Genomic DNA, 12469 nt, shown 5'->3' with positions numbered 1-12469 from the left:
AGCCCGTCGGCTTAACGCAATGAGCGCCCGGCCCCTTGCGGGGTCGGGCGCTCATCTTTGCGCGTTGAGGCTAGGAAGCCTTATGCGCGGTAGAACACGGGGCCGGAGCCGACGTTGACGGACTGGACAACCGTCTGGTTGCCGTTCCAGCCGCTGTGGATGGCTTCGCCGTTGCCTACGTAGATGGCAATGTGGGCCACGCCCATGCCGCCGTCGGCGTAGAAGACCATGTCACCGGGCTCCGGAGTGGAGACCTGGGTGCCGTAGGCGGCCAGCTGTGCGGGACCAAGGTCGCCCACGTTGTGGCCTGCGGCGCGCAGTGCAACCTCAACCAGCACGGTGCAGTCCTGGGCTGCGCCCAGCTGCGCCTGTGCCGAGGCCAGCATGATGGCGTTGGTGCCGCTGGCTGCGGGGGTTGCCGCGGCCGGAGCGATCGAGGTGGACTGCGTGCTGATGACGCCGGTGTTGGCGGCCTCAGCCGGTGCTGCCACCGGTGCTGCTGCGGCGGCCGGTGCGTAGAACGCAGCGGGTGCAGCGGCAGCTGCCGGAGCGGCCTCGCCGGCAACGGTGATGACATCGCCGGGGTAGATCACTGAGGCGAGGGACAGGCCGTTCAGGGACAGGACGGTGTCCAGGCCAACGCCGTAAGCGGAGGAGATCTGGCCCAGGGTGTCACCGGGCACAACGGTGTGGGCGGCAGCAGCAGCTGCGGGGGCAGCTGCCGGTGCTGCGGCAACCGGTGCAGCCGGTGCGGGGGCAACAGCCTGCGTCGGCGTGTAGTTGTCATTGGCGACAACACCGGCGGAGGCCGGTGCGGCCATGCCGAGCATGATGCCCGAACCGGCGACAACTACTGCGGCGGTGCTGCCAATGGTGCGGCCACGGCCGGCGACGGCCTGCGAGATGGTGGTCCGTGCGCCGGTGTTCTCGGCGCGGTGGCGTCCACGAGTCTTGTTGAAAGTCATGTAATAACCTCTCCCGATACCTGCGAGGTGAGCTGTCGGATTCGGATGGGAGACACCCGGCCGCCGGTGGAAACCGGTCGGCTTAACCCCAAGGATTCAAGGAACCCGTAAATGGTTCCCCCGCCTCTGCCGTGGTTGTGCGTTCTGTGGACCCCGGGACCAGCGGCAGAGCTAGGTAACAAGCCCGGGGGAGCCGCATCAGAAAGCGGCATGGGTATAACCGTACAAGATAGTTACGGTTGGATAACCATTGTGTGATCTGCTTCTCTGAGGCGTGTGATCGGGGGCGCGATATGCTACCCGATTCTGGCTTCCCCTGTCACATTGGCAGGCGTCAGTCTCAACTTTAACAGCCCTCTTTCTTCCTGTCGGCGACGGTGGAGTCCCACCCTCAATGCAGCTGTTGCCCATGTGATCCCACCCGCAACAACCGCACCAGCTGCCGGAAAACGAGCTCCCGCCTAGCCGGTCTCCAGGGCAGAAACCCGGCGCGTTGGTGCAGGAGTGAATGTTGTGGTCACTTTGGTCACACGCGCACCACAGAGGCGGGCAAATGTGTCCGGGATCACCAATGCAGCCTCCTGGTTTCCCGTATCCCCGTGCCTCCGGACCCCGTCGCCGGGATTTCCGGGGCGACCGCGGGGGCGCGTAAGATTGTTAGGCAGCCTTTCAATATGGGCTGCCTATTCCGAGCAAACAGGAGAATGCAGTGGCTGGCAGAGGTCAGAAATTATGGACCAGGGGATTTGTGCTGGCGATCATCACGAACCTCTTTATTTCACTGGTGTTCTATCTGTTGATGACCACCATGGCGCTTTATACGGTGCAGGAGTTCTCCGCGTCTGACAGCGCCGCCGGATTCGCGTCCGGATCCTTTGTCCTGGGTGCCCTGGCAGCCCGGGTGTTCGCCGGCAAGTTCCTTGACTTCGTGGGACGGCGCCGCCTGCTGGTCATCAGCCTGGCGGTGTTCGTGGTCGCCTCCCTGCTCTACATTCCGGCATCAAGCCTGGCACTGCTGCTGACCGTGCGGATCCTGCACGGCATGGCGTTCGGTGCGGCGAGCACGAGTATCTCTGCCTCGGTCATGGCCCTGATTCCGGTCCACCGGCGCGGCGAGGGAACCGGCTATTTCGGCATCTCCACCACCCTCGCAACCGCAGTGGGGCCGTTCCTGGCCGTGCTGCTGGCTGAATCCGTCAGCTACCGCGCCCTGTTCCTGTTCGCGGCCGGGTGTGCCGCCGTCGCCCTGGCGCTGTCCCTGGTGCTTCGCCTGCCTGAACGCATCCCGACCCCGGAGGAACAGAAGAACAAGTGGCGGATGCACCTCACCGACATCATCGATCCGTCGGCACTGGCCATCGCTTCGGTGATGTTCATTGCCGGAGCGGCCTACGCCGGCATCCTGTCCTTCCTTAACTCCTATGCCCGGACCGAAGGCCTGGTGCTCGGTGCCAGCCTCTTCTTTGTGGTCTACGCAGGTGTGGTGCTGGTGTCGCGGCTCTTTGTCGGGCGTATCCAGGACCGGCACGGTGACAACGCGGTGGTCTATCCGACCCTGGTGTCCTTCGCTGCCGGTCTGGCACTGCTGGCCTACGCCCCCAATGACGCAGTGATGGCGCTGGCGGGGGTGTTTGTGGGCTTCGGCTTCGGCGCCCTCATGCCGTGCGCGCAGGCGATTGCCGTGACCATGGCCCCGCCTGCCCGGATCGGCCTGGCGACATCAACCTTCTTTATCCTGATGGACGCGGGCGTCGGACTCGGCCCGCTGCTGCTGGGCATGCTCCTGCCGCTGATGGGATTCCACGGTATGTACTGGGTGCTGGCCGCCGTCCTGCTGGCCTCAACGGTGCTCTACCACTTTGTCCATGGCCGGAAGAACTACCGGCCCGGCGCACCGGTGGACGCGGCCGCGGGCGCGCCTGCCGCCTGACACGGTAGCCTCTTTCCCACACGGCTCCGTTGAGGGAAAGCAGACCCATGGCACGCGAGGAAACCACACTGACCGTCCCCGGCCCGGAGGGGGAGCGGCAGGTCCGCATCTCCAGCCCCGGCCGGGTTATCTGGCCGGAACCGGGGATCACCAAACTGGACCTGGCCCGCTACCTGGCGGAAGTGGGCGAGGCCTTCATCCGGGCCAACGGCGGCCGCCCGGTGTCCCTGGAGCGTTTCCCGGAGGGGATCGGCGGGGAGGTCTTTTTCTCCAAGAACCCGCCGCGGGGCATGCCGGAGTGGATGCGCGGCGTCACCGTGAAGTACCCCAGCGCACGTTCGCATCCGCAGGTAGTGCTGGATGAGCCTGCCGCGGCGGTGTGGGCGGCGCAGATGAATACCGTGGTGTTCCATCCCTGGCCGTCGCGGGCGGACAATACCGATAATCCGGACCAGCTGCGGATCGACCTGGATCCCCAGCCGGGGACGGACTTCGACGACGCCGTGCGGCCGGCCCAGGAGCTGCGGTCCATCCTTGGGGAGGCCGGGTTGGATGCCTTCATCAAGACCTCGGGCAACCGGGGCATCCACCACTTTGCACCGATCCGGCCCGAGTACGAGTTCCTGGACGTCCGGCACGCCGTCATCGCGGCGGCCCGGGAAGTTGAACGCCGGATGCCGGACCGGGTGACCACCGCCTGGTGGAAGGAAGAGCGCGGAAAACGCGTGTTCGTGGACTTCAACCAGGCCAACCGGGACCGCACCATGGCCGGTGCATACAGTCCGCGGGCGCTGCCGAACGCACCCGTCTCCTGCCCGATCACCTGGGACGAGCTGGAACGGGTGCATCCTGCGGACTTTACGATGCAGACCGTGCCGGAACGCCTGCGCAGCGTGGGGGATCCCTGGGCGGAGATGTCCGCCCGGCCGGGGTCCATCGAGGTCCTGCTGGGCTGGTGGGAGCGGGACCTGGCCAACGGGCTGGGCGAGCTGCCCTTCCCGCCGGACTACCCGAAGATGCCGGGGGAGCCGCCCCGGGTCCAGCCCAGCCGGGCCCGCCGGAAGGACTAGGCCTTCTGTACGGTGATGGACCACTCGGCCGGGCCGCGCTTGGAGAAATCCGTGACCGGGTAGCCGCTCTCGGCTGCCCAGCGCGGAATCGCGTCCGTAGCCTGGGTGCAGTCGAAGTGGATCACGAGTTCATCACCGCTGGTGAGCGTGGTCATGGCCTCCTTGGCCTCCACGAGCGGGAAGGGGCAGACTGATCCATTGGTTTCCAGGGTTACCTGTGCCATTGCTGTGTTTCCTTTTCTTGCTTTTGGTGGGGGACTAGACGGGGACTAGACGGGGACTAGACGCCGACGGGGATACGCGGCGCGGCGGCCGGCGCCGGACGGCGGTTCATGATGGTGAGCTTCGCCGCGACGCCGGTGCCGAGGATCATGAAGACCAGCGCGGTCCAGCCCTGAAAGGTGAACTGCGCTGTCTGCACCATGGCGTTGCCGATGGTGCAGCCGCCGGCCAGGGCCGCGCCGATGCCCATCAGGGCACCGCCGCCGAGGCTCTTTACGGCTGTGGCCGCGTCGGGGACCCGGACCCGGAATTCACCGCTGCCCTTGGCGGCGATGAAGGAGCCGAGCAGGATGCCGATGACCAGGTAGACGCCCCAGTCCACGAGCTCCGCGTCGCCGGTAACCAGATAGCTGACGAGCTTGGAGGACGGCGTGGTGATGCCCAGGCCGTCTTCACGGCCGGTGGCCCAGCTCAACGGCCAGGCAACAGTGGCAATGAGGCCGATGACGACGGCGGTCGCGAAGGCGTTCCACGGTTTTTCGAACAGGAGGTGCGCCAGTCCGGTCTTCGACGCCGGCAGGGCGGCCATCGCGAACTTCGGCTTGGCGAGGTGATGCCGGACGGCCAGCGCCACGGCCGCCACGAGCACTGCCACCAGCAGCCACGGGGAAATTCCCAGGACCGAGTAGAAATTGCTCTGCTCCACGGTCACGGAGCGCATGGACGTGTTGAAACCCGTCAGGGGCCCGGTTTTCATAATCGCCGCGAACAGCGCGTAGGAGATCAGCGCCAGCCAGCTGCCGACCAGGCCCTCGCCGGCGCGGTAGTAGGTTCCGGTGGCGCAGCCGCCGGCCAGCACGATGGCAAAGCCGAAGATGAAACCGCCCACGATCGTTGCCAGCCAAGGGAACGCCTCGGCCTGCAGGGTGATAACGCCGGCGGCGTCCAGGGCGAAAATCCCCACGCTCTGCACGGCGACTACCACCAGGAACGCGGTGAGCCACCGGGTGTTGCGCGTGACCCAGACGTCCCGGAACGCACCGGTGACGCAGAAGCGCCCCCGCTGCATAACGAACCCGAGCGCCAGCCCAACCAACAGGCCTGAAATAAGCATGAAACTGCTCCTTGGAAGAAAAAACGGATGCCGCGGCAACCTGCCGCAGTTGAGCAACGCTAGTCCCGGCGCTTTCCAGCCGCCAAGGAATGTGGCCCAGCATGTCTGCGGGTTAAGCCGCATGACGCCCGGCTGGACGAAGGCGGTTCCGTCGTTGGGGCACTTCACCGTTGTGCCCGGTTCCGGCCCTCCGGTCCATGGCCGGGGGAGGAATGCGGTGGCAGAATCGGAAGGCAGCGGACAACCGGCAGCCAGGACGCGATGTCGACTATCACAGTGGTAATCCCTTCCCATAACGACGCCGTAATGCTCGCTGCCTGCCTGCGTGCGTTGTCCCGGCAGACCAGGCCGCCGGACGAGGTGCTGGTGGTGGACAACGGCAGTACCGACGCGACGGAGGACGTCTGCCGGGCGGCAGGCGTCCGGCGGGTTTACGAGAACGAGATCGGGGTTGCCTCCGCGACGTTCCGCGGCTTTGACGAGGCGCGTGGTGACTGGCTGGCCCGCCTGGACGCCGATTCGGTGCCTCCGCCGCACTGGCTGGCACGGCTGGAAGCGGACCTCGCCGCGGCAGGAAAGGACACGGCGGTCACCGGGCCGGGCGAGTTCTACGGTTCCGGCCCGGTAATCCGCTGGATTGCCGAGACTCTCTACATCGGCGGGTACCGCTGGTCCATGACCCTGTTGCTGGGCCATCCTCCGCTCTTCGGCTCCAACTTCGGTTTCCACCGCAGCATGTGGAACCGGCTGCGGGACCGGGTGCACCGCGGGGATCCCCGGATCCATGACGACCTGGACCTTTGCTACCAGCTCCGTCCGGGGATGCGGGTCCACTGGGATCCGGACCTGCGCGTCGGTGTATCAGCCCGGCCCTTTGACACCTGGCGCGGTTTGGGCCGCCGGGTGGCCATGGCCTACGACACCTTCAAGGTGGATTTCGAGCAGGAGCCGCCGTGCCGGCGTCGGCGGGAGCGGGGCCGCAGCCTCAGGCGGCTGAACCGTACAGGCGCAAAAGATCGCGGGTGAACTGGTACGGCGATTCCTCGCTGGGGCTGTGCCCGCTGCCGTACGAGGCAAAGGACGCTCCGATGCTCGCGGCGAATTCCCGGTGCAGCCGCAGCGGCCAGACGTCCCGCTCTCCGACGGCAACGAACTTCGGCACGGCGGCGACGCCGAGGGCGGCCCGGAGGTCCGGGGCATGCCGCATCAGCCCCACCATGTCCCGGATGGAATCCTTCCGGGTGAGGGTGAACCGGTGCGCAACGAATGCCATCCGCCCGGGGGAGGCACCGATGAAATTACGCTGCACGCCCCAGACAATCAGGTCTGCGCTGATCCTGTCCCCTATAAAGGGAGCAGCCCAGCCGATGCGGCTCACGCCGCGGAAGCTCTGTCCGCCCCGTGGCGGACAACCGAGCAGGGTGATGCTCCGGAACAGGTCGGGCCGCTGCAGGAGCGTCAACTGGGCAACGACGCCGGCGAATGAGTAGCCAACCACGTGGGCCGGTCCGTAGGCGGACAGCACCGCCGCGAGGTCGTCCGTAAACAGGTCGTAGTCGTACCGGCTGCGCGGGGGCTGCAGATGCTCGGGGCCGGCGTCGGCGGATTCATACTGGCCGGCAAGATCGAAGCTGAAGGCGAAATATCCTGCCGCTGCCAGCTCCGGAAGCATCAGCGAGAAATCCTCCTTCGATCCCATGGCTCCGGGCACGAGGACCACCGCCGGACTGCCCGGATCTCCCATGCTGATGGCCGCCAGCGACCCGCTGGGTGCAGGGAACCGCGAACGGACGCACCCTTCTGGAAGTACGGACCAGTCGACGTCGCCGAGCTGTGCGTCCCTCGCGGCAGCGGGATCAGCTGCCGCAGCCGGTTCGGTGCGTAGCCTGCCGGGAGACCCCCTGCCAGCGAACCTCCCGCGTATCACCATGGCTAAAAAGATAGCCGTCAAACCGCCCGGCGTCTGCTGTTCCCGGCACCCTGGGTGCGGGGTACGGACATTTGCCCGCGGGCGCGGATCGGCGGGACGGAGGCCCGGGCGCCGTCGCGGTAGAATTTCGTTGCCTGCCCCGAAATTCCCCCCGACTCAGGAGCCGACGTTGCCCGCAAAGCGTTCCCCCAACAAGTTCGTCTATCGAGGCATCGTCTTTACGGGCCTCACCGCACGCCGCCTCTTTTCCGTTCCGGTCATTCCGTCCGGCCTGGAAAACCTTCCGGCGGACGAGGAAATCCACGGCCTGAACCGCACAGTGGTCCCCGGCAAGGGGGCCGTGGTGGCCATCACGCATTTCGGATACCTGGACTTTGCCTTTGCCGAGCTGCTGATGTGGCGGAAGCTGAAGGTCCACATGCGGTTCCTCGTCACCAAGAAGGCCACCAAAAAGAAGTTCGTCAAGGCCGTCTGCGACTGGTGCGAGCACGTGGTCGTGGACCGGGCCGACGGCGCAGCCGCCTACAAGGAGTCCGTGGAGAAACTGCGCGGCGGGGATTACCTTGCCGTCCTGCCCGAGGCGGGCGTCAGCCGGAGCTTTACCGTACGGCAGCTGAAGACCGGCGCGGTGCGCATGGCTGCCGAGGCCGGTGTCCCGATCATTCCGGTATCGGTCTGGGGCGGTCACCGCATGCTGACCCGCGGACACGGCCTGAGTGTCAAGGCCGCCTGGAAGAACCCCGTGCGGATGCATGTGGGCGAAATGATCCGCGTTGACGGGGACGCCGACGTGATTCAGGAGACCCTGCGGCTGCAGAAGGAACTGCAGGCCGGAATCGACCACTGCATTGATACCTACCCCGTGACGCCCGAGCCCGGAGCCTGGTGGATGCCGCGCAGCCGGGGCGGCAGCGCCATGGCCGTGGAGGAGCAGGAGGTCCTTGACGCCGCGGACCGCGAAAAGTACAAGATCACCGGCTAAGCCCCGCCCGTAACCCCCAACGACAAACGGCAGCCGCAGGTGCGGCTGCCGTTTGTCGTTGGTGGACCGGTTAGAGGATCGGATTGCCGCCGGTGACTGCAATCCGGGCACCGGAAATGTAGCTGCCGTCATCCGAGGCCAGCAGGACGTATGCAGGTGCGAGCTCCGCAGGCTGCCCGGGACGCCCCAGCGGGGTGTCGGCGCCGAAGGACGCGACCTTGTCCGCCGGCATGGTGGCGGGGATCAGCGGGGTCCAGATGGGCCCCGGGGCCACGGAATTGACGCGGATTCCACGCTCGCCCAGCAGCTGGGAGAGGCTGGCCGAGAAATTGGCAATGGCGGACTTCGTTGCCGAGTACGGGGCCAGCGTGGGGACCGGCATGTCCGAGTTCACCGAGGAAGTCCCGATGATCGACGAGCCGGAGGCCATATGCGGCAGTGCAGCCTTCACCAGGAAGAACATCGCGTTGATGTTGACCTTGAAGGTGTACTCCCATTCCTCGTCGGGGATCTCCTCGATGGTTTCGCGGTCCATCTGGAACGCGGCGTTGTGGATCAGGACGTCCACCTTGCCGAACTCTTCAACGGCCGTGCTGATAACCTTGCGGCACTGCGCGGCGGTGTCCAGGTCGCCCCGGACCAGGACGGCCCGTTGGCCGGCCTCTTCCACCAGCCGCGCGGTGTCGCGCGCGTCTTCGTCCTCGCTGAGGTAGGAAATCAGGACGTCGGCGCCTTCACGCGCATAGGCGATGGCCACGGCACGGCCGATGCCGCTGTCGCCGCCGGTAATGACGGCGGCCTTGCCCTTCAGCTTTCCGCTGCCGCGGTAGCTCTCTTCACCGCAGTCGGGAACGGGCGTCATCTGCGCCTGGGTTCCGGGTACTTCCTGCTGCTGTTCCGGTTGGCTCATGGGGGGATCCTTCGGGGTTGGCATGGGCGGGGATTAGGCGAGTGAGTCCAGGGCCTCGGCCACGGGGGTTGAGCCATTGTTGAACTCGATGGTCCTGCCGACGGTTTCGGGGCGCTCGAGGACCTCCGCAGCCACGTGGGCCACGTCCTCACGGGATACCTGCGTGCCCTCCACGCCGGCACCGGTCTCAATCCGGCCCGTACCCGGATCGAGCGTCAGCGCGCTGGGGCCGAGGATGGTCCACTGCAGGCGGCTGGCGCGCAGGTGCTCATCGGCGTCGGCCTTGGCCTCGGCGTAGGCGAAGAACCCGTCGTCCTCGGGGACACCGTGGTCCTTCCCGGCGCCGAAGTAGGAGACCATCACATAGCGGTTTACTCCGGCTGCTTCTGCGGCGTCCATGGAACGGATCGCGGCATCGCGGTCCACCGCAAAGGTGCGTTCGGGGGTGCCGCCGCCGGCTCCGGCGGTCCAGACAACGGCGTCCTGGCCGCGCAGGAGGTCGGCGATCTGTTCCGTTGAGAGGTTTTCGACGTCGGCTACGACGGCCTCTGCGCCGGTCTTTTCGACATCGGCGGTGTGTTCGGGATTGCGGAAGAGCGAGGTAACCGTGTGGCCGTTGCCGCTGAGCCGCCGCGCCAGGTGCAGGGCGACTTTTCCGTGTCCTCCGATAATGGCTATGCGGGACATATGGCACTCCTTCTGTTGATGACGGTTCTCCTACCATAAGCATGCTTTCGATTTTTTGCAGGGTTGCTCCGCCGCCGTCCGCCAAGGGCTTAGCCGTTCCGCGCAAATGGCTTCCAAGGCATAGCGGGGGCGTCGGGGGCGTGGCTATGATCGCGCTGGGCGCTCAAAAAACCTCGGAAGGAATCCTGTGGCAACAACTACGACTCAGCCGGACCTCACGGTCGCCACCTCGGACGGAATAGTTCGGGGAACCATCGTGGACGGGGTGCGGACCTGGCGCGGTATCCCGTATGCGGCCCCGCCCGTCGGCGCGCTGCGGCTTCGGCTGCCGCAGCCGGTGCAGCCCTGGGACGGTGAACTGGATGCCACCCGGTACGGACCCGTACCCCCGCAGGAACGCGGACTGACGTCCATGGGTGCCGGCCGGAAGACGCCCATGGACGAGGACTGCCTCACCATCAACGTCACCGCGCCCTTGAAGGAGGCGGCGCCGCGCCCCGTGCTGGTGTATTTCCACGGCGGCGCATTCACCATCGGCGCCGCGTCTGCACCGGCCTTTGACGGCACGCACCTCGTGACCCGCGGCGACGTGGTCTACGTCTGCATGAACTACCGGCTGGGTGCGCTGGGCTTTATGGATTTCCGCCGGTACTCGACGCCGGAGCGGCCCTTTGACGTTAACGTCGGCCTTGCGGACCAGGTCGCGGCCCTTCGGTGGGTGCAGCGCAACATTGCCGGCTTCGGCGGGGATCCGCGCAACGTCACGGTTTTCGGTGAATCCGCCGGGGGCATGTCGATCACTGCCCTGATGTGTGTGCCGTCGGCCCGGGGCCTCTTCCACCGGGCCTTCGTCCAGAGCTCGGCGCCGGCCACGGCCTACGGTCCGGGCCTGCCGGAAAAGTGGGCCGGCAGCCTGATGGAACTGCTGGGCGTCTCCCCGGAGGACGCACCGCACGCCCTGGCCACGCTGCCGCCGCGGCGCCTCGTGGAGGCCGTCACCACGCTTACCGGGAAGCTCACCCCGGAGACCGAGCCGGGTGCCCGGGCGGTCGCGCCGGTGGTCGACGGTGATTTCCTGCCGCTGCACCCGATCGACGCCTTCCGGACGGGGCAGGCCCACCGGATTCCGCTCATCATCGGCAACATGTTCCGCGAAGGCGCGCTGTTCGACCGGGTACAGGACATCCTTCCCACCACCGAAGAGCGGATCGACACCATGTTTGCCCGTACGGAACCGGACCTCAAGGAGCAGGTCCTTGCCGCCTACCCCGGCTACCCGTCCAAGCGGGACGCGGTGGACGTGGGCGGCGACGTCGTCTTCTGGCTGCCCAGTGTCCAGGTGGCCGAGGCGCACTCGGCCCACGCACCCACGTGGTCCTACCGGTTCGACTATGCCCCGGGGACGGCTCGCCTGCTGGGGCTTGGCGCCACCCACGGCGTGGATATCCCGGCGCCGTTCGGGAACTACGATGCCGGTCTTGGCCGGTTCCTGACCCTGCTCGGCGGCAGGCGCACCGCGGTGTCCGTCAGCAACCGGTTCCGGGGAGCGCTGCTGCGCTTCGCACGGACGGGGAGTCCGGGCCTGTGGCCCGCCTACGACGCGAAGGCACGGACCACCAAGATCTTCGACCGCACGGACAGCGTGATGCGGGATCCGCACCGCTCCCGCCGGTTGGCCTGGAACGGGTTCCGCGGCTACCGCTGAGCCCCGTCCGCAGCAGACCGCGGGACCTAGACGGGCAGGTCCCGCAGGAGCCCGCGCAGGCGGAGGAGCTCCAACGGTGCGTGCTGGGCCAGCGAGAGGCCGACTATCTCGCCGGCGTCTGAGACGGCATCGATGATCCGCAGCAGGTCCGGAACCCGCATGCCCCGCGTGCCGTTGCCCGTTGCCCCGGTGAAGTCCCGCCGGTCCAGCACATCGAGATCCACGTGGATGGCCAGCCTGGTGGCTCCGGAGAGAGCCAGCCAGTCCAGGATCCGGCGGGTGTCCTCGGGTGTGTCCGTGATGCCCACACTGGAGATGCCCATCCGCTGTTTATTGGCAATGCCGGGATCCTGCCAGTCCCGCAGGCCCACATGGAGCACGTTCGACGGCGCCACTACTGCCGGCAGCGCGGCCAGGAATTCGGCGTCGCCCTCCCCGGCGAGAGTGGCCAGGGACATGGAACGGAACCCGGTGTAGCTGTCCCCGGGAGTTCCGGTGTCCGGGTGCGCATCCACCCACAACACGGCCAGGTCCGGCCCGTACCGTGCGGCCAGGTGACTGAACGGGGCCACGCTCACTGAACACTCCCCGCCGAAGGTGACCACTGACGCCGGATCGGCTTCGGACAGCACCCGCAGCCCGGCACGGAGCTGGCGCAGGACGGCCCGCCGGGCATAGATGCCGTCCACCGTTTCCACTGCGGCATCCGACGTGTCGGTGCTTACCGGTACATAGGCAGTAGGGCCGTCATGGTCCGGGGAGAGCATTTGGAGCAGGGCCGGCCCCAGATGATAGGACAGCTGCGTCTGGTGCGGCTGCCCCGCCGGCAGTGAACCGACGGCGCCTGCCCCGGCAGCTCCCTGCCACTGCGGAAAGATCAGCCGAAGGTTTCCGGGGCCGGATGGATGCATGGAGGTCATGATCGTCCTTTGCTGCGGTTCAGCTGCCACCTTA

Annotated in this window: 12 protein-coding genes and 1 riboswitch; of the genes, 5 read left to right on the top strand and 7 right to left on the bottom strand. The window is 66.9% G+C overall.

Features of this window, described 5'->3' with window-relative positions; translation table 11 throughout:
• Window positions 1-80: 80 nt before the first annotated feature.
• Window positions 81-965 (bottom strand): LysM peptidoglycan-binding domain-containing protein, encoded by an 885-nt coding sequence (locus LOC60_RS07415; RefSeq protein ID WP_230024140.1) that lies wholly within the window; start codon window positions 963-965, stop codon window positions 81-83.
• A 3-nt stretch (window positions 966-968) separates the two neighbouring features.
• Window positions 969-1117: riboswitch (cyclic di-AMP (ydaO/yuaA leader) on the bottom strand.
• Between the two features lie 557 nt (window positions 1118-1674).
• Here LOC60_RS07415 and LOC60_RS07410 point away from each other — a divergent pair.
• Window positions 1675-2895 carry an MFS transporter gene (locus tag LOC60_RS07410; protein ID WP_230024139.1) on the top strand — a complete coding sequence of 407 codons (1221 nt, stop codon included), beginning with the start codon at window positions 1675-1677 and terminating at the stop codon, window positions 2893-2895.
• A gap of 47 nt (window positions 2896-2942) precedes the next feature.
• Window positions 2943-3965, top strand: a complete 1023-nt coding sequence (gene ligD, locus LOC60_RS07405; RefSeq protein ID WP_230024137.1) for a non-homologous end-joining DNA ligase — start codon at window positions 2943-2945, stop codon at window positions 3963-3965.
• Here the strand turns inward: ligD and LOC60_RS07400 are convergent.
• Together LOC60_RS07400 and LOC60_RS07395 are read right to left on the bottom strand one after the other, a co-directional pair.
• Window positions 3962-4189, bottom strand: a complete 228-nt coding sequence (locus LOC60_RS07400) for a sulfurtransferase TusA family protein (protein WP_230024129.1) — start codon at window positions 4187-4189, stop codon at window positions 3962-3964. The two genes, ligD and LOC60_RS07400, sit on opposite strands and share 4 nt — an antisense overlap.
• Window positions 4190-4245: 56 nt before the next feature.
• Window positions 4246-5301 carry a YeeE/YedE family protein gene (locus LOC60_RS07395; RefSeq protein ID WP_230024127.1) on the bottom strand — a complete coding sequence of 352 codons (1056 nt, stop codon included), beginning with the start codon at window positions 5299-5301 and terminating at the stop codon, window positions 4246-4248.
• Between the two features lie 261 nt (window positions 5302-5562).
• Between LOC60_RS07395 and LOC60_RS07390 the strand changes: the two genes are divergently transcribed.
• A complete protein-coding gene (locus tag LOC60_RS07390; RefSeq protein WP_230024124.1) occupies window positions 5563-6327 on the top strand; it encodes a glycosyltransferase family 2 protein in 765 nt (254 codons plus the stop codon).
• Here LOC60_RS07390 and LOC60_RS07385 read toward each other — a convergent pair.
• On the bottom strand, window positions 6287-7231 hold the full coding sequence (locus LOC60_RS07385) for an alpha/beta fold hydrolase (RefSeq protein ID WP_230024122.1): 945 nt from the start codon (window positions 7229-7231) through the stop codon (window positions 6287-6289). The genes LOC60_RS07390 and LOC60_RS07385 overlap by 41 nt on opposite strands.
• A 169-nt stretch (window positions 7232-7400) precedes the next feature.
• On the opposite strand from LOC60_RS07385, the gene LOC60_RS07380 reads away from it, so the two are divergent.
• A complete protein-coding gene (locus tag LOC60_RS07380) occupies window positions 7401-8213 on the top strand; it encodes a lysophospholipid acyltransferase family protein (RefSeq protein WP_230024120.1) in 813 nt (270 codons plus the stop codon).
• A 70-nt stretch (window positions 8214-8283) separates the two neighbouring features.
• Here LOC60_RS07380 and LOC60_RS07375 read toward each other — a convergent pair whose 3' ends face one another.
• Together LOC60_RS07375 and LOC60_RS07370 are read right to left on the bottom strand one after the other, a co-directional pair.
• Complete coding sequence (locus LOC60_RS07375; protein WP_230024118.1) at window positions 8284-9123, bottom strand: SDR family oxidoreductase; 840 nt, start codon at window positions 9121-9123, stop codon at window positions 8284-8286.
• Between the two features lie 33 nt (window positions 9124-9156).
• Window positions 9157-9810, bottom strand: a complete 654-nt coding sequence (locus LOC60_RS07370; RefSeq protein WP_230024116.1) for an SDR family oxidoreductase — start codon at window positions 9808-9810, stop codon at window positions 9157-9159.
• A gap of 187 nt (window positions 9811-9997) precedes the next feature.
• Here LOC60_RS07370 and LOC60_RS07365 point away from each other — a divergent pair, with 187 nt between their 5' ends.
• The gene (locus tag LOC60_RS07365; RefSeq protein ID WP_230024106.1) at window positions 9998-11515 is read left to right on the top strand and encodes a carboxylesterase/lipase family protein; all 1518 of its coding nucleotides are present in this window, start codon (window positions 9998-10000) and stop codon (window positions 11513-11515) included.
• Window positions 11516-11541: 26 nt separating this feature from the next.
• Here the strand turns inward: LOC60_RS07365 and LOC60_RS07360 are convergent, their stop codons facing one another.
• Complete coding sequence (locus LOC60_RS07360) at window positions 11542-12435, bottom strand: arginase family protein (RefSeq protein WP_230024104.1); 894 nt, start codon at window positions 12433-12435, stop codon at window positions 11542-11544.
• Between the last annotated feature and the right edge of the window lie 34 nt (window positions 12436-12469).

Source organism: Arthrobacter sp. zg-Y769, assembly GCF_020907405.1.
Lineage (GTDB): Bacteria > Actinomycetota > Actinomycetes > Actinomycetales > Micrococcaceae > Arthrobacter_B.
The sequence above is the reverse complement of the archived record's forward strand: the minus strand, read 5'-3'. Positions and strand labels throughout refer to the sequence as shown.

Excerpts from the sequence above, each read along its gene's own strand:
- ligD (WP_230024137.1), top strand. The coding sequence starts at position 2,943 with ATGGCACGCGAGGAAACCACACTGACCGTCCCCGGCCCGGAGGGGGAG.
- LOC60_RS07385 (WP_230024122.1), bottom strand. The coding sequence starts at position 7,231 with ATGGTGATACGCGGGAGGTTCGCTGGCAGGGGGTCTCCCGGCAGGCTA.
- LOC60_RS07360 (WP_230024104.1), bottom strand. The coding sequence starts at position 12,435 with ATGACCTCCATGCATCCATCCGGCCCCGGAAACCTTCGGCTGATCTTT.
- LOC60_RS07390 (WP_230024124.1), top strand. The coding sequence starts at position 5,563 with ATGTCGACTATCACAGTGGTAATCCCTTCCCATAACGACGCCGTAATG.
- LOC60_RS07415 (WP_230024140.1), bottom strand. The coding sequence starts at position 965 with ATGACTTTCAACAAGACTCGTGGACGCCACCGCGCCGAGAACACCGGC.
- LOC60_RS07395 (WP_230024127.1), bottom strand. The coding sequence starts at position 5,301 with ATGCTTATTTCAGGCCTGTTGGTTGGGCTGGCGCTCGGGTTCGTTATG.
- LOC60_RS07400 (WP_230024129.1), bottom strand. The coding sequence starts at position 4,189 with ATGGCACAGGTAACCCTGGAAACCAATGGATCAGTCTGCCCCTTCCCG.
- LOC60_RS07375 (WP_230024118.1), bottom strand. The coding sequence starts at position 9,123 with ATGAGCCAACCGGAACAGCAGCAGGAAGTACCCGGAACCCAGGCGCAG.
- LOC60_RS07370 (WP_230024116.1), bottom strand. The coding sequence starts at position 9,810 with ATGTCCCGCATAGCCATTATCGGAGGACACGGAAAAGTCGCCCTGCAC.